At 70.6% G+C, this 20,324-nt stretch carries 18 protein-coding genes; 8 read left to right on the top strand and 10 right to left on the bottom strand.

Annotated features, from left to right (window positions below; all coding sequences use genetic code 11):
• Window positions 1–12: 12 nt before the first annotated feature.
• The 4 genes from G8A07_RS11950 to G8A07_RS11965 all read right to left on the bottom strand — a co-directional run bounded on the left by G8A07_RS11950 (window position 13) and on the right by G8A07_RS11965 (window position 5,379).
• Window positions 13–1,689, bottom strand: a complete 1,677-nt coding sequence (locus tag G8A07_RS11950; RefSeq protein ID WP_195797202.1) for a sensor histidine kinase — start codon at window positions 1,687–1,689, stop codon at window positions 13–15.
• Between the two features lie 150 nt (window positions 1,690–1,839).
• Entirely contained in the window at window positions 1,840–2,706 is an 867-nt protein-coding gene (locus tag G8A07_RS11955; RefSeq protein WP_195797203.1) for a DUF924 family protein, read from the bottom strand.
• Window positions 2,703–4,796: a prolyl oligopeptidase family protein gene (locus tag G8A07_RS11960; protein WP_195797204.1), complete on the bottom strand. Its 2,094-nt coding sequence runs from the start codon at window positions 4,794–4,796 to the stop codon at window positions 2,703–2,705. Before G8A07_RS11960 ends, G8A07_RS11955 begins: the two co-directional genes overlap by 4 nt.
• Before the next feature lie 22 nt (window positions 4,797–4,818).
• Window positions 4,819–5,379 carry a YaeQ family protein gene (locus G8A07_RS11965; protein ID WP_195797205.1) on the bottom strand — a complete coding sequence of 187 codons (561 nt, stop codon included), beginning with the start codon at window positions 5,377–5,379 and terminating at the stop codon, window positions 4,819–4,821.
• A gap of 104 nt (window positions 5,380–5,483) precedes the next feature.
• Here G8A07_RS11965 and G8A07_RS11970 point away from each other — a divergent pair, with 104 nt between their 5' ends.
• Both G8A07_RS11970 and G8A07_RS11975 read left to right on the top strand, forming a co-directional pair.
• Window positions 5,484–6,149: a hypothetical protein gene (locus G8A07_RS11970; protein WP_195797206.1), complete on the top strand. Its 666-nt coding sequence runs from the start codon at window positions 5,484–5,486 to the stop codon at window positions 6,147–6,149.
• Window positions 6,150–6,278: 129 nt separating this feature from the next.
• Window positions 6,279–8,333 (top strand): M3 family metallopeptidase, encoded by a 2,055-nt coding sequence (locus G8A07_RS11975; RefSeq protein WP_195797207.1) that lies wholly within the window; start codon window positions 6,279–6,281, stop codon window positions 8,331–8,333.
• 10 nt (window positions 8,334–8,343) lie between these two features.
• Here the strand turns inward: G8A07_RS11975 and G8A07_RS11980 are convergent, their stop codons facing one another.
• Window positions 8,344–8,766, bottom strand: coding sequence for a response regulator (locus tag G8A07_RS11980; RefSeq protein WP_195797208.1), 423 nt, complete (start codon window positions 8,764–8,766; stop codon window positions 8,344–8,346).
• A 197-nt stretch (window positions 8,767–8,963) separates the two neighbouring features.
• Here G8A07_RS11980 and G8A07_RS11985 point away from each other — a divergent pair, with 197 nt between their 5' ends.
• From G8A07_RS11985 to G8A07_RS11995, 3 genes are read left to right on the top strand one after another with little or no spacing between them, the layout of a single operon-like run.
• Window positions 8,964–9,230 carry a hypothetical protein gene (locus tag G8A07_RS11985; protein WP_195797209.1) on the top strand — a complete coding sequence of 89 codons (267 nt, stop codon included), beginning with the start codon at window positions 8,964–8,966 and terminating at the stop codon, window positions 9,228–9,230.
• 48 nt (window positions 9,231–9,278) lie between these two features.
• Window positions 9,279–10,040: an SDR family oxidoreductase gene (locus tag G8A07_RS11990; RefSeq protein WP_195797210.1), complete on the top strand. Its 762-nt coding sequence runs from the start codon at window positions 9,279–9,281 to the stop codon at window positions 10,038–10,040.
• A gap of 42 nt (window positions 10,041–10,082) precedes the next feature.
• Entirely contained in the window at window positions 10,083–10,358 is a 276-nt protein-coding gene (locus G8A07_RS11995) for a hypothetical protein (RefSeq protein WP_195797211.1), read from the top strand.
• Between the two features lie 9 nt (window positions 10,359–10,367).
• On the opposite strand, the gene rsgA is transcribed toward G8A07_RS11995, so the two are convergent.
• From rsgA to G8A07_RS12010, 3 genes are read right to left on the bottom strand one after another with little or no spacing between them, the layout of a single operon-like run.
• Window positions 10,368–11,318 carry a ribosome small subunit-dependent GTPase A gene (rsgA, locus tag G8A07_RS12000; protein ID WP_371816458.1) on the bottom strand — a complete coding sequence of 317 codons (951 nt, stop codon included), beginning with the start codon at window positions 11,316–11,318 and terminating at the stop codon, window positions 10,368–10,370.
• Entirely contained in the window at window positions 11,273–11,605 is a 333-nt protein-coding gene (locus G8A07_RS12005) for a 4a-hydroxytetrahydrobiopterin dehydratase (RefSeq protein ID WP_195797213.1), read from the bottom strand. Before G8A07_RS12005 ends, rsgA begins: the two co-directional genes overlap by 46 nt.
• Window positions 11,606–11,613: 8 nt before the next feature.
• Window positions 11,614–12,894, bottom strand: coding sequence for a M48 family metallopeptidase (locus G8A07_RS12010; protein ID WP_195797214.1), 1,281 nt, complete (start codon window positions 12,892–12,894; stop codon window positions 11,614–11,616).
• Between the two features lie 67 nt (window positions 12,895–12,961).
• Between G8A07_RS12010 and orn the strand changes: the two genes are divergently transcribed.
• Genes orn through G8A07_RS12025 form a run of 3 tightly spaced genes read left to right on the top strand, consistent with a single transcriptional unit; the run spans window position 12,962 to window position 17,721 of the window.
• The gene (gene orn / locus G8A07_RS12015; protein ID WP_195797215.1) at window positions 12,962–13,525 is read left to right on the top strand and encodes an oligoribonuclease; all 564 of its coding nucleotides are present in this window, start codon (window positions 12,962–12,964) and stop codon (window positions 13,523–13,525) included.
• 16 nt (window positions 13,526–13,541) lie between these two features.
• The gene (locus G8A07_RS12020; protein WP_195797216.1) at window positions 13,542–15,413 is read left to right on the top strand and encodes a chorismate-binding protein; all 1,872 of its coding nucleotides are present in this window, start codon (window positions 13,542–13,544) and stop codon (window positions 15,411–15,413) included.
• A 49-nt stretch (window positions 15,414–15,462) separates the two neighbouring features.
• Window positions 15,463–17,721, top strand: a complete 2,259-nt coding sequence (locus G8A07_RS12025) for a hypothetical protein (protein ID WP_195797217.1) — start codon at window positions 15,463–15,465, stop codon at window positions 17,719–17,721.
• Between the two features lie 8 nt (window positions 17,722–17,729).
• Here G8A07_RS12025 and G8A07_RS12030 read toward each other — a convergent pair whose 3' ends face one another.
• Both G8A07_RS12030 and G8A07_RS12035 read right to left on the bottom strand, forming a co-directional pair.
• Window positions 17,730–19,253 carry an FAD-binding oxidoreductase gene (locus G8A07_RS12030; protein WP_195797218.1) on the bottom strand — a complete coding sequence of 508 codons (1,524 nt, stop codon included), beginning with the start codon at window positions 19,251–19,253 and terminating at the stop codon, window positions 17,730–17,732.
• Between the two features lie 120 nt (window positions 19,254–19,373).
• A complete protein-coding gene (locus tag G8A07_RS12035) occupies window positions 19,374–19,985 on the bottom strand; it encodes a DUF2087 domain-containing protein (protein ID WP_195797219.1) in 612 nt (203 codons plus the stop codon).
• Between the last annotated feature and the right edge of the window lie 339 nt (window positions 19,986–20,324).

Below are 20,324 nucleotides of genomic sequence, written 5' to 3' on the forward strand. Positions count from 1 at the left end.
GGCTCCGGGCTGTCAGAGGGGGATGCGGATCGCGAGCTCGGTGTTCAGCCCGTCATGCAGGCCGATGTCCAGCGAGCCGCCGAGCTCGCCGACGCGCTCGTTGAGCGAATGGGGATGAAAGCCCGCCTGGGCCCGGCCGCTGATGCTGCCGCCGTCGTCGCGCACGGTCAGGTTCAGGCTGCTCTCGTCGCTGGCCAGCGCGATCCAGACATGGCGCGCCTGGGTGTGCTTGCGGATGTTGTTGAGCGCTTCGTTGAGCAGGTGGAACAGCGCGCCGGCCAGGGCCCGCGTGGTGGACACGGCCTCGGGGCAGTCGACCTCGACCTCGATGCCGAACAAAAGGCCGAAGCGGCGCGCCTGGCGGCGCACCGCCGGCACCAGCGCGTTGTCGCCGCGCTGGCCGTTGCCGGTTCGCAGGCCCGAGATCAGTTCGCGCAGCGAGGCCACCTCGGTGTTGACCAGATCGGCCAGCGCATCGACCTCGGCGCGCGCCGGGTTGTCGGCCGGGATGCGCAGCGCCACGCATTCGACCGCGTACTTCAGGCCCAGATAGGGCTGGATCGCGCTGTCGTGCAGGTCGCGGCCGATGCGGGCGCGCTCATGGCTGGCGCTTTCCTCCTGCAGCTGGTCAACCAGGGCCGCCTGCTCGATGATGCGCAGCAGCTCCGGCGCCGCGCCGGCCAGCGCCGACAGGTCCTGGGCCGCGCCTCGCAGGCCGCGATAGCCGATCACGAAATGGCCGTACTGGCGGTCGTAGCGGCGCAGCGGCACCACATGCAGGCCGCGCACATCCAGCAGCCGCGCCAGCTCGCCCAGCGGCTCCAGCAGCGCGCGCGGCAGCTGGCCGTTGCCATGCAGGCGCGCGCGCGGCCGCAGATCCCACCAGCGGCGCTCGACATAGCTGAGCGGCTCCTGCAGGGTCGGGGCCAGCAGCTGCTCCAGCTGCGCATGGGCCTGGGCCTTGGCGCGGAAGCCGCCATCCTCGCGGCTGGCGATCATCGCCGGCGCACCGACCTGGCTGGGCAGCACCAGCGCGACCACATCGGCCTGGGTGCCGCCGCGCAGGCGCTCGACCAGCTCGGCGCAGATCGGCTCCAGGCCGCGGCGCGGGTCGAGCCGGGTCTCGATCTCGCCGATCAGCGCCAGCCGGCGGTGCAGCACGCGCATCGGCCGGGCCAGCAGCGCCGCGGCCGGCACCAGCAGCAGCACCGCCAGATGCGCCAGGCCGCCCCAGCGACCCGGGCCGGGCAGCTGCAGCAGGCCGGGGTCGGCGTCCAGCAGCATGCCGGCGGCGGCCACCATCGACAGCAGCACGCCATGGCCGACGCCGTAGCCGATCGTGGTCAGCACCACCGGATGGATCAGGGTGACGATCATCATCGTCATCGCGCCGACGCTGAACAGCTTCATCATCGCGCAGGTCCAGACCACATCGATCCAGTAGGCCAGCAGGCTGGGCACCAGCGGGCGCTCGCGCGCCTCGCTCCACAAGAGCCAGCCGGCCCAGGCGCTGTAGGCCAGCAGCAGCCAGGCCGGCAGCGGCGCGATGCTCGGTTCGCTTGAGATCAGCAGCACGCTGCACAGCAGCGCGGTCACGACCCGCACGCCGGCGGAGCAACGGCGCATTTCGACCGAGGGCCCGGGATCCGAGCTCGGCATGCTGGCCATGTCCTTCAGTTGGCGCCACATCGCTGACCTTCCACATTCTGCGTACCGCTGCAGAAGTGGCTCCAGTCTGTCATGGCACCCCGGAGCCAACTCCCCCCGGGAACGGGTGGTCGGGCGTGGTGAATCGCCAACTAATGAACGCCGCGCGCGGCTGGCGCGCGGCGCCGGGGCTCAGAAGCCGGCGCCGGGCCGGGCCAGGTAGTCCCGTTCGGCCGCGCTGCTGGGGCGGCCCAGGGCGGCGTTGCGATGCGGAAAGCGGCCGAACTGCTCGATCAAGACCAGGTGGCGCTGCGCATAGTCCGCGATCGCGGTCAGCTCGGGCGCGGCCGCGGCCAGCGCCTCGAACAGCGCGACGCTGCGCCGCTGCAGCGCCAGATCCTCGGCATGCTCCAGCGGCAGGTAGGCGAAGACGCGCTGCAGCGGCGTCAGCTGCGCATCCAGCCCGGCATCGATCAAGGCCAGCGCGGCCTCGCGCGCCAGTGCATCGCCGGCAAAGGCGCGCGCCTGGTCGCGGAAGCTGTTGCGGGTGAACTGGTCCAGCAGCAGGATGCGGGCCAGCGCACCATGGGCACCGGCGGCGTCCCAGTCGCGCAGCTCGCCCTGCAGCGCCTGCTCGAGCAAGGGCCCGAAGCGGTCGCGGATCTCGGCATCGAAGGCCGAGTTCTTGCTGAACCAGGCGCCGCGCGCGACGCCGTCCTCCGCGCCGCCGGGCAGATCGAACCAGAAGTTCAGCACCCGCTGGGCCGCCGGCGGTGCGGTCAGACGCAGCCAGGCCGGGTGGCGCTGCAGATGGCGCGCGGCATAGCTGCACTGCGCGTCCAGTCGCAGCTCGCGTGGCGCCAGCCAGGCCAGCACATGCTCGACCAGGCGCGCGGCCAGGCCGCGGCCGCGCAGCGCCGGGTCGACGATGGTGTGGGTCAGCACGAACAGCCCGGGTTCGGGTCGCTCGTATTCGATGTAGAGCGGATGCCCGTCCAGCTCGGCCTCGAAGCGGCGGCGCGGCTCGTCATGGCGGATCGCCAGCTCCGCGCCGCTCATCGCCGAGCCTCGCCACCCAGTTGCTGCCAGAGGTAGCTGTATTCGAGCGCCTGCAAGGTGGCGCGCTGCTCGTTGTCGGCCGCGCCGCCATGGCCGCCCTCGATGTTCTCGTAGTACAGCAGCGCATGGCCCTGTTCGAGCAGGCGCGCCGCCATCTTGCGCGCATGGCCGGGATGGACGCGGTCGTCGCGGGTCGAGGTGGTGAACAGGATCTGCGGATAGCGCCGCTCAGCGCGGGCGTTCTGGTAGGGGCTGTAGCGCGAGATCACCGCCCAGTCCTCGGCCTTGTCCGGGTCGCCGTACTCGGCCATCCAGGAGGCGCCGGCCAGCAGCTTGTGGTAGCGCCGCATGTCCAGCAGCGGCACCTGGCAGACCACCGCATTGAAGAGTTCGGGGCGCTGCATCGCCACCGCGCCGACCAGCAGGCCGCCGTTGCTGCCGCCCATGATGCCCAGCTGCTGCGGGCTTGTGATGCCGCGCGCGACCAGGTCCTCGGCCACCGCGATGAAGTCGTCGTAGCTCTTCTGCTTCTTGTCCAGGATCGCGGCCTGGTGCCAGGCCGGGCCGAACTCGCCGCCGCCGCGGATATTGGCCAGCACCAGCACGCCGCCGTCGCGATACCAGGCGCGGCCGAAGCCGCCCGAGTACCAGGGCTGCAGGCTGACCTCGAAGCCGCCATAGCCGTACAGCAGGGTCGGGTTGCGGCTGTTCGCACTGGCGCCGGCGGGCCAGATCACGAAGTAGGGCACGGCCGTGCCGTCGGCGCTCTGGGCGAAGAACTGCTCGGCGTGCATGCCGGCGGCGTCGAACTGCGGCACCCGTGCCTTCAGCGGCTCGCGCGTGTCGATGCCGGCATGGGCCAGCGACAGGGTGTCGGGCGTCAGGAAATCGGTGTAGCTGAGCAGGTACTGGTCGGCCAGCGCATCCTCGGGCAGCTCGTTGTCGTGCAGGCCGGCGATGCCCAGGGTGCCGGGGAAGGGGGCCTCGATGCGGCGCAACGCGGGCGGCTGCACGCCGAAGTCCCATTCCTCCAGGCGGCTGGCGACGTTGTCGGAGAGGTTCAGGATCAGGTGCCGGCGCGTCAGCGTGTAATCGGCCAGCGAGCAGGTCGGCGTCGGCGCGAACAGCAGGGTGAATTCGCGCGCGCCGGCCAGATAGGCCGCGGCATCGGCCAGCAGCAGCGATCCGGAGACGAAGTCGCGGCCGCCGACCGACCAGTCGCTGCGCAGCGAGATCAAGAGGCGCGGGCCCCAGAACTGCGGCTGCGCATCGGCCGGCAGGTCCAGCTTGGCAAGGCCGCCGTCGGCGCCGAGCAGGAAGCTGACCTGGTGGTAGAAGTCCAGCGCGCGGGTGAACAGGGTGCGCTCGAAGCCAGGCATGTGGTCCACATGCACCGAGGCGGCGACGTCCTGCGTCTCGCCCTCGAACACCGTGACGGCCTGTTCCAGCGGCGTGCCGCGGTGCCAGCGCTTGATCACCCGCACATAGCCGGAATCGGTCAGCGAGCCGGGGCCGAAGTCGGTGCCGACATAGATCGTGTCCTCATCGATCCAGTCGACCTGGCTCTTGGCCTCGGGCAGCTGGAAACCGTCCGGCACGAAACGCTTCTCGACCAGGTCGAACTCGCGCACCACATGGGCGTCGGCGCCGCCGCGCGACAGCGACACCAGGCAGCGCCGGTACTCGGGTGCCAGCGCCGCGGCGCCGGCGAAGACCCAGCTCTCCTGCTCCGCCGCGCCCAGCGCGTCCAGGTCCAGCACCGTCTCCCAGGCCGGTTCGGCCTTGCGGTACTCGGCCAGGCTGCAGCGCCGCCACAGGCCGCGCTTGTGCTGCTGGTCCTGCCAGAGGTTGTAGAACCAGTCGCCGCGCCGCGTGACCGCGGGGATGCGGTCGCTGGCGTTCAGCACCTCCAGCAGCTCGCGACGCAGCCGCGGATAGTCCGCATGGGCCTGCAGCCGGGCCAGGCTCTGCGCATTGCGCTCGCGCACCCAGGCCAGGGCGCGCTCGCCCTGCACCTCCTCCAGCCACAGATACGGATCGTCTTTGTCGTTCTTCTCCTCCGGCTTGCCGGGGGGCAGGTCTTGCGTCATTGGATCGTCTCCCTAAATGCGTTCAGTCACTCCCGAGCTTAAGCGCTTGCGGCGTGATCTCGACCGACGCATGGGGGGTGGACATGTGGATGATGCCGTCCTGCACCATCACCTGCAGCTGCATGCTGCGCTCGGCCAGCGCGGCCAGGGCCTGCGACTGCTCGGCCGGGATCTGCCAGACCGTCAGCTTGGGCGCGCGGGTCAGCTTGCCCGCCAGCTGGCCCCACCAGACCGGGGTGCTGCTGGCGTAGGAGATCACCGTGACGCGATCGGCGCGGCCATGGGCCTTCATGATGCGGCGATCGTCGGGCTGACCCAGGTCGATCCAGTGCACCACGTCGCCGGTCAGGTCCAGCTGCCAGAGCTCGGGCTCGTCGACATCGGACAGGCCCTTGGTGAACTCCAGCCGGCCGCGCAGCTCGTCGGCGGGCACATGCAGCGCATAGGCCAGGATGCGCACCATCATGCGCTCATCGGTTTCCGAAGGGTGGCGGGCGATGGTCAGGTTGTGGTCGCCGTAGACATGGCGGTCCATGTCGGCGATCTGCAGCTGGGCTTTGTGGATGGTAGCTTTGAGCGCCATGGCGAACTTGGTTACGAGGCGAAACCCGCAATTATCAGGCCGTGGCATGATGCCGCCCTGGCGCCGTGATCCGGTGCTTTTTCTTGTCGAGAAGAGTTCTGCACATGAAACAACGTCTCCTGCTCTGCACCCTGATCGTGGCCGCGCTGCCTGCCCTGGCCCAGGTCGCGACCAACCCGAACGCCAAGGTCGACCCGAAGAACAACAAGGTCAGCCGCCCGGTGGTCGAGAAGCCCAAGGTCAAGCTGATGACGCGCGACGAGCTGCGCGCCTGCCTGATCCGCTTCGACAAGAACGAGGCCGACGCCAAGGACATCAAGGCTGCGCAGGAGGCGAATGCCAAGGAGCGCGCCGACATGCTCAAGCTCAAGGAAGAGCTGACCCAGGCCGGCCAGTCGCTGAACACCGGCGCCGCCGAGCTGAAGGCGGAGCGCGAAGGCCTGATCAAGTCGCAGGAGGGCCTGAAGGAGCAGATCGCCAAGCTGGAGCGCGCCGACGCCGAGAAGGTGCTGGCCGACTACAAAGCCAAGGCCGCCGCGCATGACGTCAAGATCGACGCCTACAACCAGGCCAAGAACAAGTACGCCGAGGATGCCAAGGGCTTCGATGCCAAGGTCGAGTCCCACAACAAGAACACGAAAGACCTGCAGGCCCGCACCGAGACCCATCTGGACGAGGTCGACGACTGGAAGAACGAGTGCAGCAAGAAGTCCTATGACGAGGCCGACGAGATCGCGGTCCGCAAGGAACTCGGCCAGACCAAGAAGTAAGTGATCCAGCGCCGCGGCGGGCCCGCGGCTCGCGCGAGCAACGGCGCCGCCCCGCCTCGGGACGGCGCCGTTTGCTTTTCTTACAATCGAGCGCCCCATGAGGGCCCACTACACCGAGACAAACAAGCCATGAGCCACGCCACCAATCCCCTGCTGCAGGACTGGACCGATGCCTACGGTCTGCCGCCGTTCGCCCAGATCGAGGCCGCCCAGTTCGCGCCCGCCTTCGAGGCCGCGCTGGCCCAGCACCGCGCCGAGCTGGACGCGATCGCCGCCCAGACCGCCGCGCCGGACTTCGAGAACACGCTGGCGGCCTTCGACCGCAGCGGCCGCCTGCTGACCAAGCTGGAGCACCTGTTCCACACCCTGGCGGCCTCGGCCACCTCGCCCGAGCTGCAGGCCGCCCAGCGCGCGCTGGCGGCGCCGCTGGCGGCCCATGGCAATGCGGTCTACATGCATGCCGAGCTGTTCAAGCGCGTCGACGCGCTGTACGGCGAGCGCCAGGCGCTGGGCCTGGCGCCGCAGCAGCTGCGTCTGCTGGAGCGGGTGCATCTGGACTTCGTGCGCGCCGGCGCCAAGCTGCAGGGCGAGGCGCAGCGGCGCTATGCCAAGGTGGTCGAGCGCCTGGCCGAGCTCTACACCCTGTTCGGCCAGAATGTGCTGGCCGACGAGAGCGGCTATCAGCTGGTGCTGCAGGGCGAGGAGGAACTGGCCGGCCTGCCGGACTTCGTGCGTGCCGCCGCGCGCCAGGCCGGCGCGGACCGCGGCCTGGCCGAGGGCCAGCATGCGATCACCCTGTCGCGCTCGCATATCGTGCCCTTCCTGACCTTCAGCGCGCGGCGTGACCTGCGCGAACAAGCCTGGCGCGCTTGGGTGGGCCGCGGCGAGAAGGCCGGTGCCACCGACAATCGCGCGGTCGCGCAGGAGATCCTGACCCTGCGCAACGAGCAGGCGCGCCTGCATGGCTATGCCTGCTACGCCGACTATGCGCTGGCCGACACGATGGCCGGCACGCGCGACGCCGTGATGGGCCTGCTGGACCAGGTCTGGGAACCGGCCAAGGCCGCGGCCCAGGCCGAGCGCGAGCAGCTTGAAGGCATGATGGCCTCGCTGGGCCACGACTTCGCGCTCGAGGCCTGGGACTGGCGCTACTACGCCGAGAAGGTGCGCAAGGCGCGCTACGAGCTCGACGAGGCCGAGGTCAAGCCTTACTTCCCGCTGGACGCGATGGTCGAGGCGCTGTTCGACTGCGCCGGCCGCCTGTTCGGCCTGAAGTTCGTGGCCCGCCCCGAGGTGGCCGGCTACCACGCCGATGCCAAGGTCTACGAGGTGCAGGGCGCCGACGGTACCCTGCGCGGCGTCTTCATGCAGGACAACTTCGCGCGCGCCACCAAGCGCAGCGGCGCCTGGATGAACGCGCTGCGCTGGCAGGCCAGGAACGGCATCGGCGCGGTGCCGGTGATCCTGAACAACAACAACTTCGCCAAGGGCGCGCCGGGCGAGCCGACCCTGCTGTCCTTCGACGACGCGCGCACCCTGTTCCATGAATTCGGCCATGGTCTGCATGGGCTGCTGTCGGACGTCGAGTACGAGCGCCTGTCGGGCACCCAGGTGCTGCGCGACTTCGTCGAGCTGCCCTCGCAGATCTTCGAGCATTGGATCACCGAGCCCGAGGTGCTGAAGCAGCATGCCCGCCACTACAAGACCGGCGAGGCCATCCCCGACGCGCTGCTGGCCAAGATCAAGGCGGCCGAGCTGTTCAACCAGGGCTACGAGACGGTGCGCTACACCGCCAGCGCCCTGGTCGACATGGCCGCGCATGCGCTGACCGATGCGGCCGGCCCCGACATCACCGCCTTCGAGGCCGAGACCATGGCCGCCTACGGCCTGCCGGCGGCGATCGGCATGAACCACCGCCTGGCGCATTTCCAGCATCTGTTCAGCGGCAGCGGCTATGCGGCCGGCTACTACGTCTATATGTGGGCCGAGGTGCTGGACGCGGACGGCTATGAGGCCTTCGTCGAGGCCGGTAGCCCCTTCGACCCGGCGGTCGCGGCCAAGCTGCTGACCAATATCTACTCCAGCGGCAACAGCCGCGAGCCGCGCGAGGCCTACCGCGCCTTCCGCGGGCGCGATGCCCAGGTGGAGCCGATGCTGCGCGGCCGGGGCCTGCTGCCGGCCTGAGCGGTGCCGCTCAGACGCCCGTTGGGAAGCGGGCGTCCAGCCCCGCCAGGAAGCGCTTGAAATCGATCGGCTTGGTCCAGTAGTCGGCGAAGCCGGCGCTCAGCGCGCGCCGGATGTCCTCCGGCATCGCGTTGGCCGAGAGCGCGATGCAGGGGATGGCGGCGGTCAGCGGGTCCAGGCGCAGGCGCCGCAGCACCTCGTAGCCATCGACATCGGGCAGTTGCATGTCCAGCAGGATCAGGTCGGGCCGCAGTTCGCGTGCCCGGGCCAGGCCCTGGGCGCCATCGTCCGCGCAATCCAGGCTCAGCTGCGGGCGCTGCGCCACCAGCTCCTGCACCACCAGCTGGTTCACCGGGTTGTCTTCGATATAGAGCAGCCGTCCGGCCGGATGAGGGTTCGGCACGGTGTCGGGGAACTGCTGGGAATCGGGCACGGCGGGGTCAAACGGCTGAAAAAGTACGGCTCAACTTTAGCGCGCCTGGGCTGCGGGTTAACCCTGTTCGTCGCGTCGAGCGACAGTTCATCGTATCCAAACGTGTGCCGGTCGCGCGGCCGTGGTGCCTAGGGTTTACGCCAGGCACAGTGCTTTCCATCGAGACCCGCCGCGGTCTTGGCCAACGGGAGCACGACATGACAAACACGAATCAACGGCCCTCGGGTTTCGGGATCGGCCATCGCCTGGTGCTGGCCATGCTGGGCCTGGCGCTGCTGCTGGCCGGCCTGGCCGGCGAACGTCCGGCGGTGACGCAACTGCCGCGGGTCGAGATCAGCGGCAAGAGCCTCGCGACCCTGGCGGCCGAGGGGCGCATCGAGCGCCTGCCGCGCGTGCTGGTCGAGGGGCGCAGCCTCGAGGGTCGACGCCTGGCGGCCGTCGAGGCCGAGGCCCGCACCAATTGAATAAGTTGATGTCATCATGCGGGCCTCGATGAGCACTGAGCCCTGACGATGACCTCCGACACTTCTTCCCTCATCCGCTATGCGATGGTGACCGGCGCCGGCAGCGGCATCGGCCGCGCCTGCGCCCAGGCCCTGATGGGGGCCGGCTACCGCGTGGCCCTGGTCGGGCGGCGCGCCGAGGCGCTGGAGCAGACGGCGCAGTCGCACCCCGGGCGCGGCGTCGTGATGGCGGCCGATGTGGCCCGGCCCGAGGCGGTGGCGGCGTTGTTCGAGCGCGTGCGCGTCGAGTTCGGCCGGCTCGACCTGCTGTTCAACAATGCCGGCATGTCGGCCCCCGCGGTGCCGATCGACGAGTTGAGCTTCGAGCAATGGCAGGCGGTGGTGGACGTCAACCTGAGCGGCAGCTTTCTCTGCGCCCAGGCCGCGTTCAAGCTGATGAAGACCCAGTCGCCGCGGGGCGGCCGCATCATCAACAACGGCTCGATCTCGGCCCATGCGCCGCGGCCGAACTCCGCGCCCTATACCGCGACCAAGCACGCGATCACCGGCCTGACCAAGTCGCTGGCGCTGGACGGCCGCGCCCATGGCATCGCCTGCGGCCAGATCGACATCGGCAATGCGCTGACCGACATGGCCTACAAGATGACCCAGGGCGTGCCGCAGGCCAACGGCCAGATCGCGGTGGAGCCGACGATGGATGTGCGCCATGTGGCCGAAGCGCTGCTGCACATGGCGGCGCTGCCGCTGTCGGCCAATGTCTTGAATATGACGGTGATGGCCACATCTATGCCCTTTGTCGGGCGCGGCTGAGCGCTCGCGCTCGTCCGTACTGCAGAAGAAAGAAAGGACTCCATGCTCTCTGCCCTCGTCTCGTTCGCCGTGCGCCTGCTGCTGGCCGTCGCCACCGTGGTGCTGGTGCTGGCGCTGATGGGCGTGGCCCTGGTCACGATGCTGGGGCTGATGATCTGGAGCCTGGTCCGCGGCCGCAAGCCGGTGGTCGATCTGTCCGGCTTCGCCCGCGCGCGCCGCTTCCGTGCGGGCTCTGGCTCGAAGCGCGCGCCGGTCGGCGAGGTGGTGGATGTCGAGGTGCGCGAGGTCAGGCCGGAGCAGGCCCGGCTCGAGCCCTGATCCCGCCGCCTACCAGCGCTTGCTGCTCAGCTCCGCCAGGATCTCGCCGTAGATGCGGTAGCGCGAGGCGCTGATCCTGCCGGCCTCGAGCGCGGCGATCACGCCGCAGCCCGGCTCATGCTGGTGCGTGCAGTTGTAGAAGCGGCAGTCGCCGGCGTGCGCACGCAGGTCCGGCATCAGGATCGGCAGCTGCGCCGGCTCGATCTGGCGCAGGCCGAATTCCTGGAAGCCCGGCGAATCGATCAGCGCGGTGTGGCGCTCACCGTCGACCCAGTACCACTGCGTCGTCGTCGTCGTGTGGCGGCCCGAGTTCAGGGCCTGCGAGATGTCACCGACCTGGGCCTGGGCGTCGGGAATCAGCAGATTGATCAGGGTGCTCTTGCCCGTGCCGCTGGGGCCCAGCACGAAGCTGCTCTTGCCTTGCAGCCAGGGCTCCAGCAGCGCGCGCGAGCCGGCCGGGTCGGCCTTCAGCGCCACCTCCATCACCTCCAGACCCATCTCGCGGTAGGGCCGCAGGCGTTCGCGCGCGGCCTCGGCGCCGGGCAGGTCGGTCTTGTTCAGCGCGATGCGCGCCGCGATGCCGGCGCTCTCGGCCGCGATCAGCGCGCGCGTCAGCTGGCTCTCGCTGAACACCGGCTCCACCGCGACCAGCACCAGCAGCTGGTCCAGGTTCGCCGCGAAGCTCTTGGTCTTCCACTCGTCCTGGCGGAACAGCAGGTTGCCGCGCGGCTCCACCGCCTCGATCACGCCCTCGTCGCCGCTCGGTGCCCAGCGCACCCGGTCGCCGACCACGCAATCGCTCTTCTTGCCGCGCGGATGGCAGACATGACGCACGCCGTCCGCATCCTCGACGATGTAGTGCCGGCCATGGCCGCGCACCACCAGGCCCAGGTCCAGGTCCTGGAACTTGGCCGTCATGCCTGCTCGGCCTCGGGCAGGGCCGAGACTTGCGCGGCGCAGATGAAATCGTTGGCCGTCAGGCCGCCGGCGCTGTGGGTGCGGAAGCTGACGGTGCAGGTGCCGTAGCTCACCAGCATCTCAGGATGGTGGTCCTGCGCATGGGCCAGCTCGGCCACCGCGTCGACGAAGGCCATGGTCTGGTAGTAGTTGTCGAAGCGGAAGGCGCGCGCGATCAGCTGGCGCTCGGCATCGGGCAGCCAGCCCGGCACCTGGTCCAGCCAGCTCTGCAGCTGGGCTTCGGGAAGGGCCTCATGCTGGGGCGTGCATTGGGCGAGCAGCAGGTTCATGGCTTGGGTCACAGGGCGGCAATGGCGGCCAGGCGTTCGCTGGCCGGCGGGTGGGAATAGTAGAAGCGGGCGTAGACCGGATCCGGCGTCAGGGTGCCGGCATTGTCCTCGTGCAGCTTCAGGAGGGCCGAGGCCAGATCGGCGCCGCTGGCCTGCACGCAGGCATAGGCATCGGCCTGGAACTCGTCGCGGCGCGACAGCAGGCTGCCGATCGGCGTGAAGAAGAAGCCGAACACCGGCAGCACCAGCAGGAACAGCAGCAGGGCCAGCGCGTCGTTCGGCGCATCCAGGTTCGGCTGCACGCCGAAGCCAAAAAAGAAGGCCGGCTGGGCCGACAGCCAGCCCAGCAGCGCGAAGCCGGCCAGGCTCAGGCCGAACATCGTCAGCATGCGCTTGAGCACATGCTTGTGCTTGAAATGCCCCAGCTCATGGGCCAGCACCGCCTCGACCTCGGCGCCGGACAGGCGCGCCAGCAGGGTGTCGAAGAACACCACCCGCTTGGCCGCGCCGATGCCGGTGAAATAGGCATTGCCATGGGCCGAGCGGCGGCTGCCGTCCATCACGAACAGGCCCTTGGCCGCGAAACCGCAGCGCGCCATCAGGCCCTGCACGCGGGTCTTCAGGCCCTCGTCGGTCAGCGGCTCGAACTTGTTGAACAGCGGCGCGATCACGGTCGGGTAGAGCACCAGGATCAGCAGATTGAAGCCCATCCAGGATCCCCAGGCCCACAGCCACCAATAGCGCCCGGCCGCGCCCATCAGCCACAGGATCAGCGCGGCGATCGGCAGGCCGATCACGGCACCGACCGCCAGGCCCTTCAGGTTGTCGACCAGGTAGAGCTTCCATGTCATGCGGTTGAAGCCGAAGCGCTGCTCGATGCGGAAGGTGCTGTAGAGCTCGAAGGGCAGGTCCAGCAGGCCGCCGATCAGCGCGAAGGCGGCGATCAGCGCCAGCTGGTAGCCCATGGGCGGCCAGTCCAGCGCGCGCAGCGCGCCGTTCAGCAGGTCCAGCCCGCCCAGCAGGGTCCAGCCCAGCAGCACCGCGGCGTTGAAGGCCAGGCTCAGCAGGCCGAAGCGCGCGCGCGTCACCGTGTAGTCGGCCGCCTTCTGGTGCGCCGCCAGCGGCACGGTGGCGGCGAAGGGCGCGGGCACCGCCTCGCGATGGCGCATCACATGGCGCACCTGGCGGCCGTTGAGCCAGAACTTGATCAGCAGGGACAGCAGCAGCGCCGCGGCAAAGGCCAGGCTCAGATGGGTGGGATTCAGCACAAGAAAATTCGCGGACGGCATGGGCGTGAGTGTAGGGCTGCGACAATGCGGCAACCGAAGACCACAAGCTTTCCGAGAGAGCCAAGCCATGAGCGACAACCCCCTGCTGGCCAGCAGCGACCAGAACCTGATCTGGATCGATCTGGAGATGACCGGCCTGTACCCCGACCGCGACCGCATCATCGAGGTGGCGGTGGTGGTGACCGACCCGCAGCTGACGGTGCGCATCGAGGGGCCGGTGTTCGCGATCCACCAGAGCGACGCGACCCTGGACGCGATGGACAACTGGAACAAGGGCACGCATGGCAAGAGCGGCCTGATCGACCGCGTCAAGGCCTCGACCATCACCGAGGAGCAGGCCGCCGCCCAGGTGATCGAGTTCCTGAAGGCCTATGTGCCCAAGGGCAAGTCGCCGATGTGCGGCAACAGCATCTGCCAGGACCGCCGCTTCCTCGCCAACTACATGCCGACGCTGGAAGACTTCTTCCACTACCGCAATCTCGACGTGTCGACCCTGAAGGAGCTGGCGCGGCGCTGGAAGCCCGGCATCATCGACGGCTTCAAGAAGGCCCAGAAGCACACCGCGCTGGCCGACATCCATGAGTCGATCGAGGAGCTCGCCTATTACCGCGAGCATTTCCTGAGCCTCTGATCCCGCCGGTCCCGCGATGAGCAGTACCCGCCGCCCCGACGAGCTCTGGGCGGCCTTCGACTTCCCGCGCCATCCGCTGTCCCGCGAGGACGGCGAGCGCCTGCGCGGCGCCTTCTACGCGCCGCCGGCGCGGCGCCTGATCGCGCGCGAGGCGGCCGAGCTGCGCGGCGTGATCGACGCCGCCCATGCGGCCGCGCGCGCCGGCGCCTGGGTGCTGGGCGGCCTGCGTTACGAGGCCGCGGCGGCCCTGGACCCGGTGCTGGCGACCCTGCCCTCCGAGGGCCCGCTGGCCGAGTTCCAGGTCTGGGATTCGGCGCCCGAGGCCTGGCCCGAGGCCGAGGCCGCGCCGATGCCGCTGTCCGGCTGGAGCGATGGCCAGGACGAGGCGACCGCGGCCGCACAGGTCAAGCGGGTGCGCGAATGGATACGCGCGGGTGACTGCTACCAGGTCAATCTGACCACCCGGCTCGCGGCCACGCCACAGCCCGGCTTCGAGCTGGCCGCCTATTTCCTGGCGCTGCAGGCGGCGCAGCCGGGCGGCTTCGCGCTGTTTCTGCGTGAGCCTGGCATCGCCAGCGTCTCGCCCGAGCTGTTCTTCGACTGGCGCCCGCTGCCCGAGAGCGAGGGCGCGCCGCGCACCTGGCTGATCGCGGCCCAGCCGATGAAGGGCACGGCGCCGCGCGGCGCCGACCGCGCTGTAGACGAGGCGGCCCAGACCTATCTGCGCACCAGCGAGAAGGAGCGCGCCGAAAACCTGATGATCGTGGACCTGCTGCGCAACGACCTGTCGCGCATCGCGGTCACCGGCTCGGTGCGGGTGCCGCGCCTCTTTGAGCTGCATCCGCTCAGCACGGTCTGGCAGATGACCTCGACCGTCACCGCGGTGGGGCGCAGCGGCCTGCGGCTGTCCGAGCTGTTCGGCGCGCTGTTCCCCTGCGGTTCGATCACCGGCGCGCCCAAGGTGCGTGCCACGCAGATCATTGCCGAACTGGAGCAACGCCCGCGCGGCTGGTACTGCGGGGCCCTGGGCCTGCTGCAGCCGGGCGGGGCGGCCACCTTCAACGTGCCGATCCGCACCGTCGAGACCGCACCGGACGGCGCCGGCCTGTGCTGCGGCATCGGCAGCGGCATCACGCTGGACTCGCAAGCCGAGGCCGAGATCGCCGAATGGCGCGCCAAGAGCCGCTTTCTGCTGCGCGCGGCGGCGCCGGTGGCGGCGCTGGAAACCCTGCGGCTGGCGCAGGGCGCCTTTGCCCGGCTGGAGCTGCACCTGGCGCGGCTGCAGCGCTGCGTGCGCCATTTCGGCCTGACCTGGTGCGGCGACTGCGTGCGCTCCCAGCTGGCCAAGATCGCGCGCGAGCATCCGCATGGCAGCTGGCGCGTGCGCCTGATCCTGGCGCGCGGCGGCAAGCTGCGCACCGAGGTGCAGGCGCTGGCCGAGACCATGCAGCCGGTGCGGCTGGCGCTGGCGCCGCGGCCGATCGCCACCCTCGGGCCGGCGGCCGAGTTTATTCAGCACAAGACCACGCGGCGCGAGCTCTACGAGGCCTTCACCGCGGACAAGCCGGCCGGCGCCTTCGATCTGATCCTGTGGAACGAGGCCGGCGAACTGACCGAGGGTACGTTCGGCAATATCGCGCTGAATATCGAGGGCCAATGGCTGACGCCGCGCGCCGCGGCCGGGCTGCTGCCCGGTGTGCTGCGCGAGGAGCTGCTGGCCCAGGGGCGCGTGCGCGAGGCACGCCTGACGCCCCAGGACCTGACGCGAGCCCAGGGGCTCGCCTTCTTCAACAGCCTGCGCGGCTGGCTCGAGGCCGAGCTGCTACCGCAGCAGGATCACGACCACGACGACCCGCCACCCGCTCGCCTGCGCGCCTCTTCTTCCTGAGGCACGCCTGCATGCCGGCCGCGGCCGGGTCCTCCTTTTTCCGAATCCCATGAAACACAAGAAGACCTCTGCAGACCAGATCCCGGATGGTGGCGATGTAGCCGCCGTCGAGGCCAAGCCCGCGCCGAAGCGCCGCACGAAAAAAGAGACGGCCGAGGCGGCTGTGGTGATCGAGGCCGTGCCCGAGCCCGTCGCTGCGAAGAAGGCGCCGGCGAAGACAAAAGCGCCGGCGCGCAAGCCCGCCGTCGTGGCTGCCGAAGCTGCCGTGGTCGCCCAGCCTGTTGCGCCGGTGGCACCGGTGGAGCCGCCGGCCGAGGAGCCCGCATCCGCGCCGAAGAAAAAGCCCGCCGCGCGCAAGAAGGTCGCCGCCGCGGCGCCGGTCGAGGAGGTCGCTGCCGAAGCACCGCCGGCCGCCAAGAAGAAGGCCGGCAGCAAGAAGACAAAACCGGCCGAGGTCGCCGCGGCGCCGGTCGAACCGGCCGAGCCGCCCCCGCCGCCGCGCTACAGCCTGGGCTCGCGCGAGGACGAGGACAGCGTGTTCGGCGACTATGAGCTGCACGACCTCGAGCTGGCGCGCAGCTATCACCTGCGTCTGCAGGGCCCACTGGCCTGGCGTTGCGATTGCGAGCAGCATCGCGCGCAGGCCGATTGCGAGCATGGCGAGGCGCTGCTGAGCCTGCTGCCGCTGGAGAAGGTGGCCGAGCTGGACGCCGGCTGGCCGGCCCGCGAGGCCGAGGTCTGGCTGGTGCAGCAGGGCCTGGAGCGCAAGCTGCAATGGGTGCCGGGTCTGGCGGTGCCGCCGGCCCTGCAGCAGCTGGCCGCGCCGGCGCTGGACGAGGCGATGCGCCTGCCGGCCGAGCGGGCGCATGCCTGGCTGCAGGCGTTGCTGGATGGTGCGCGCGCCGAGGCGCTGCCGCTGCGCGTCGCGCCCGAGGTCTGGACCCAGCTGGCCTGGGCGCGCGATGCGCAGGCGCGCGTGGCGCGGCTGGAGCCGCTGCTGGCCGAGCCCGGCGCGCTGGCCGGGCTGCTGAAGGAGGAGCTGCCGACCTACCAATGGGAGGCGGCGCTGTTCGCCGTCTGCGCCGGCCGCGCGCTGATCGCCGACGACTTGGGCCTGGGCCAGCGCGGCGCCGCGATCGCGGCGATCCGGCTCTGGGCCCAGCGCTTCGGCGTCGAGCCCGTGCTGCTGATCGCGCCGGCCGCCACGCATGAGGCCTGGCGGCGCGACATCGAACGCCTGCTGGGCGAGTTCCCGCGCAGCCTGATCCTGGCCGAGAAGCCGCCGGCCGCGACCGGCCGCCATGCCCAGGCGCCGCGCCTGCTGGTGGTCGATGCGCTGGAGCGCCTGGACGAGGCCGCGCTGCAGGCGCTGCGTGAATTGGAGGTGCCGCAGCTGCTGCTGATCGCCGCGCAGGAACCGCTGGGCGACCTACGTCTGGCGGCCTGGGTGGACTGGCTGGATCCGGCGCGGCGCGGCCCCGCGGCCCGCCTGGCCGCGTTGCCGGCCGATGCCAGCAAGAAGGCGCAGCGCGAGGCGCTGCAAAGCGTGCTGCTGTCGCGCCGCAAGCGCGAGCTGCAGGGCGAGCAGCTGCCGGCCGCGCTGACCCAGCCGCGCTGGTTGAGCCTGCCGGCGAGCGCCGCGCCCCAGCCGCAGGCGCCGCTGCAGCAACTGCGCGCGCTGCAGCAGCGTTGGTCGCAGCTGGGCTTCCTGACGGCCGCCGAACAGCAGCAATTGCTGCAGGCCCTGGCCCTGCTGCCGGCCGCCTCGCGCCATGCGCTGACGGCCAAGGTCGAGGCGCTGCTGGCGCTGCGCCAGGAATGGCTGCTGCCGGAGGCCGGTGCGGCCGCGGCGCGCCTGGTGGTCTGCGCCCAGTCCGAGACCCTGCTGGACAGCCTGGCCCAGGCGCTGAAGGTGCGCAAGCTGCTGGTGCAGCGCCTGCGCGCCGGCGATGCCGAGGCTGCATTGACTGCCTGGCGGGCCGAGGCCGGCGGCGTGCTGCTGGCCAGCGATGCCGCGCTGGCGGCCCAGGCCGGCCTGGGCGAGCCGCGCGTGGCCCTGATCCACGCCGACCTGCCCTGGAGCGCGGCGCTGCCGCTGCAGCGCCTGCAGCGCGTCTGCGGCGAGGGTGCGCGCGGCGTGCCGGTGGCCCAGCTGCTGATCGAGGGCTCGCTGGACCGTGCGCTGCTGGGCGTGCAGCAGCGCGGCATTGCCTTCCCGGCCTGGCTGGACGCGCCGCCGGCCTGGCTGGACGAAGAGCAGCTGGCCGCGCTGATGCCGGCCCTGCAGGCGCTGCTGGAAGCGCTTTAAGCCCAGCTCTAGGCCGCGTTCAGCGCCAGGCTGGCCGGCGGGGCGAACACCCGGTCCGGGTCGTACTGGGCCTTCAGCTGGCGCAGCCGCGCCAGCTGCGCGCCGTAGTAGGCGGCGGGGCCGTTGCTGCCGATCAGCAGGTCGGGGTAGTTCTGGTAGGCCCGGCCGCTGCTCCAGCGCGCCATGGTCGCGCGCATGCCATGGGTCCAGGTGGCGGCCTCGTCCAGGGTCGCCGCCGCGGTGCCGGGAAAGTAGTCGGCCAGGTACTGGGCGCTGAACAGCGCGCCGCGGTGCGCGAAGGCGCTGGCGGCCGGTTCGACGCGCGCGATCGCGCCGCCCATCAGGTTCAGGATGATGGAGCCGCGCTGGCCGCGCCGCGCCTGCAAGGCCGCGCCCAGGGCCTGGATGCCGGCGGCGTCCAGCGGCGCATCGAAGAAGTCCGAGCTGGCCGCCATCGCGACGCGCTGCAGTTGGCCGGTGCTGCGCTGAGCCGGCAGATGGCAGGCCGGCAGGTCCAGGCTGCCGCAGCCCTCCAGCATGATCTGGCGGTAGCCGAACGCGGTGACCCCTCCGTCGTTCATCGGCGTGCGGCCGATGCGGGCCTGCAGCGCCTGCCAGACCGGCGCGGTGGTCGCAGCGTCGGCGCTGGCGATGCCCCACAGCAGGATGAAGTCCTCGATGGCCGACAGCACCAGCTGCGACCAGATCCAGTCCGGCGGGTTCCAGTCCTGCCAGGCCGCCAGCACGGCGGGCAGTTCGTCGACGCGGTAGGCCGCGCCGAAGCGGCACAGCGGCGTCAGCGCATGGGTCGAGAGGCGCAGCTCGGTGACGATGCCGAACTGGCCGCCGCCGGCGCCGCGCAGGGCCCACAGCAGCTCGGGGTTCTGCGTCGCGCTGCAGTCCAGTTGTCGACCGTCGGCCAGCACCAGGCGCGCCCCGACCAGCTGGTCGCAGGTCAGGCCGTAGCGGCGGTCCAGCACGCCGAAGCCGCCGCCCAGGGTCAGGCCGGCGATGCCGACGCTGACGCAGCTGCCGGCGGCGATGCAGCGGCCGGCATCGATCAGCGCCGCATAGACATCGGCCAGGGTGGCGCCGGCGCCGATCACCGCCACCTCGCCCTCCAGCCGCACCGCATTCATCGGCCCGACGTCGATGACGAGGCCCTCGCCGGTGGAGGCGCCGACATAGCTGTGGCCGCCGCCGCGCGGCGTCAGCGGCAACTTGTGCTGGCGCGCGAAGGCCAGCGCGGCGACCACGTCGGCGGGCGTGTTGCAGCGGGCCAGCGCCTGCGGCTGCAGCGTGTCGTAGCGGGCATTGGCCGGCCGGCGCGCGGTGTCATAGCCGGTCTGCCCGGGGCGCAGCAGCTGGCCCTGCAGCTGGCGCGCCAGCGGCTCCCAGTCGAGGCCAGCGGGCGGCGGGATCACCGGCGGCGTCGCCGTCTCGCCCGAGCCGCCACCCCCGCCGCCGCAGCCGGGCAGCCACAGGCCGCCCGTCAAGCCGCCGGCCGCCGTCAGAAAACGCCGCCTGTCCATGAGCCTCCTCCCTCTTCGGTATTTGTTGCAGCCAATCAAATACCAATTTGGGACCTGTTGAGGGCCAATGTGCCTGGGGCAGACCCTAGGCGGCGGCGCGCCTATAGGCAATCTGAAGCTTCAGGGCTCGGGCGGGGCCTGGTGGCGTTCACGCAGCGCGCGCAGCAGGGCCGAGACCTCGCCGTCCGGGCGCGCCGGGCATTTGCGGTAGACGGCGCCGTCCGGCGTGCGCGCCAGCAGCTTCATGTTGATCAGCTCGCGGCGCAGGGTGCAGTGGTCGCCGAAGCCATGCCAGGCCTGCAGGATCTGGTTGACCTCGCGCTCGGTGTAGGGCCGCTTGGCATCGAAATGCAGCCACAGCCCCCACAGCGCCTGGCGTTGCACGCTGTACTTGGTGGGCCAGCGCATCAGCCGGCCGCGAGTGTCGAACTGGCGCAGCGCACGGTCGGCGGTGTCGCCCAGCGCCGGGTGGCGCGGGCCGCGCTGCGGGGCCAGACGCTGGCGTTCTGGCAGGCGGCCGGGGTTGTCGCTCGGCGGGCTCGGGTCGGCCGCGGGCGGGGTGGCCTTCAGGGCCTGCAGATTGCGATGGCCGGCGGCGCGCGCCAGCATGTTCATCAGGCTCAGGTGGCTGGGCAGATGTTCGGCCGGGGTGGCCTCGGCCAGCTGGCGGCGCAGGGTCTTGGCAAAGGCCGAGAGGTCCGGCACCGGGCAAGCGATCGTTTCACGGGGCATGGATGTTCACTCCATCGCCATGTGCGCGGAAAAAACCTGTCGTCACAACAGGGGCTGGGCTTGCCGTCTTGCAGCCAAGGGCACAGGGCGCCACGTGACATGCTGGGGTATCGAGGCAGGTTTAGCTCGCGGCACGGGCCGCGCGGCAAGGCCTGGGTGAACTGCCGACCGTGAACAAGTATAGGACGAAGCCCCTTGTCAGTGGAAACCCTAGATGCTACAATCAATGGCTTGCCGCGATACGGTCGTGGCAATTCGTTCGTCTCCTCTGACCTTTTTCGGGCCGTCCCTGCCAGCCATCGCGCTGGTGTCGTGGGCGCAGCGCCGAAAGCCCAACGG

The organism is Roseateles sp. DAIF2, assembly GCF_015624425.1.
Lineage (GTDB): Bacteria > Pseudomonadota > Gammaproteobacteria > Burkholderiales > Burkholderiaceae_C > Kinneretia.

Bases quoted from the DNA above. Each gene is read 5' to 3' on its own strand.
- G8A07_RS11995 (WP_195797211.1), top strand. From the start codon at position 10,083: ATGCTCTCTGCCCTCGTCTCGTTCGCCGTGCGCCTGCTGCTGGCCGTC.
- G8A07_RS11970 (WP_195797206.1), top strand. From the start codon at position 5,484: ATGAAACAACGTCTCCTGCTCTGCACCCTGATCGTGGCCGCGCTGCCT.
- G8A07_RS12025 (WP_195797217.1), top strand. From the start codon at position 15,463: ATGAAACACAAGAAGACCTCTGCAGACCAGATCCCGGATGGTGGCGAT.
- G8A07_RS11950 (WP_195797202.1), bottom strand. From the start codon at position 1,689: ATGTGGCGCCAACTGAAGGACATGGCCAGCATGCCGAGCTCGGATCCC.
- G8A07_RS11990 (WP_195797210.1), top strand. From the start codon at position 9,279: ATGACCTCCGACACTTCTTCCCTCATCCGCTATGCGATGGTGACCGGC.
- G8A07_RS11960 (WP_195797204.1), bottom strand. From the start codon at position 4,796: ATGACGCAAGACCTGCCCCCCGGCAAGCCGGAGGAGAAGAACGACAAA.
- G8A07_RS11985 (WP_195797209.1), top strand. From the start codon at position 8,964: ATGACAAACACGAATCAACGGCCCTCGGGTTTCGGGATCGGCCATCGC.
- G8A07_RS12030 (WP_195797218.1), bottom strand. From the start codon at position 19,253: ATGGACAGGCGGCGTTTTCTGACGGCGGCCGGCGGCTTGACGGGCGGC.
- G8A07_RS11955 (WP_195797203.1), bottom strand. From the start codon at position 2,706: ATGAGCGGCGCGGAGCTGGCGATCCGCCATGACGAGCCGCGCCGCCGC.
- G8A07_RS11975 (WP_195797207.1), top strand. From the start codon at position 6,279: ATGAGCCACGCCACCAATCCCCTGCTGCAGGACTGGACCGATGCCTAC.
- G8A07_RS11965 (WP_195797205.1), bottom strand. From the start codon at position 5,379: ATGGCGCTCAAAGCTACCATCCACAAAGCCCAGCTGCAGATCGCCGAC.
- orn (WP_195797215.1), top strand. From the start codon at position 12,962: ATGAGCGACAACCCCCTGCTGGCCAGCAGCGACCAGAACCTGATCTGG.
- G8A07_RS12010 (WP_195797214.1), bottom strand. From the start codon at position 12,894: ATGCCGTCCGCGAATTTTCTTGTGCTGAATCCCACCCATCTGAGCCTG.
- G8A07_RS12005 (WP_195797213.1), bottom strand. From the start codon at position 11,605: ATGAACCTGCTGCTCGCCCAATGCACGCCCCAGCATGAGGCCCTTCCC.
- G8A07_RS12035 (WP_195797219.1), bottom strand. From the start codon at position 19,985: ATGCCCCGTGAAACGATCGCTTGCCCGGTGCCGGACCTCTCGGCCTTT.
- G8A07_RS12020 (WP_195797216.1), top strand. From the start codon at position 13,542: ATGAGCAGTACCCGCCGCCCCGACGAGCTCTGGGCGGCCTTCGACTTC.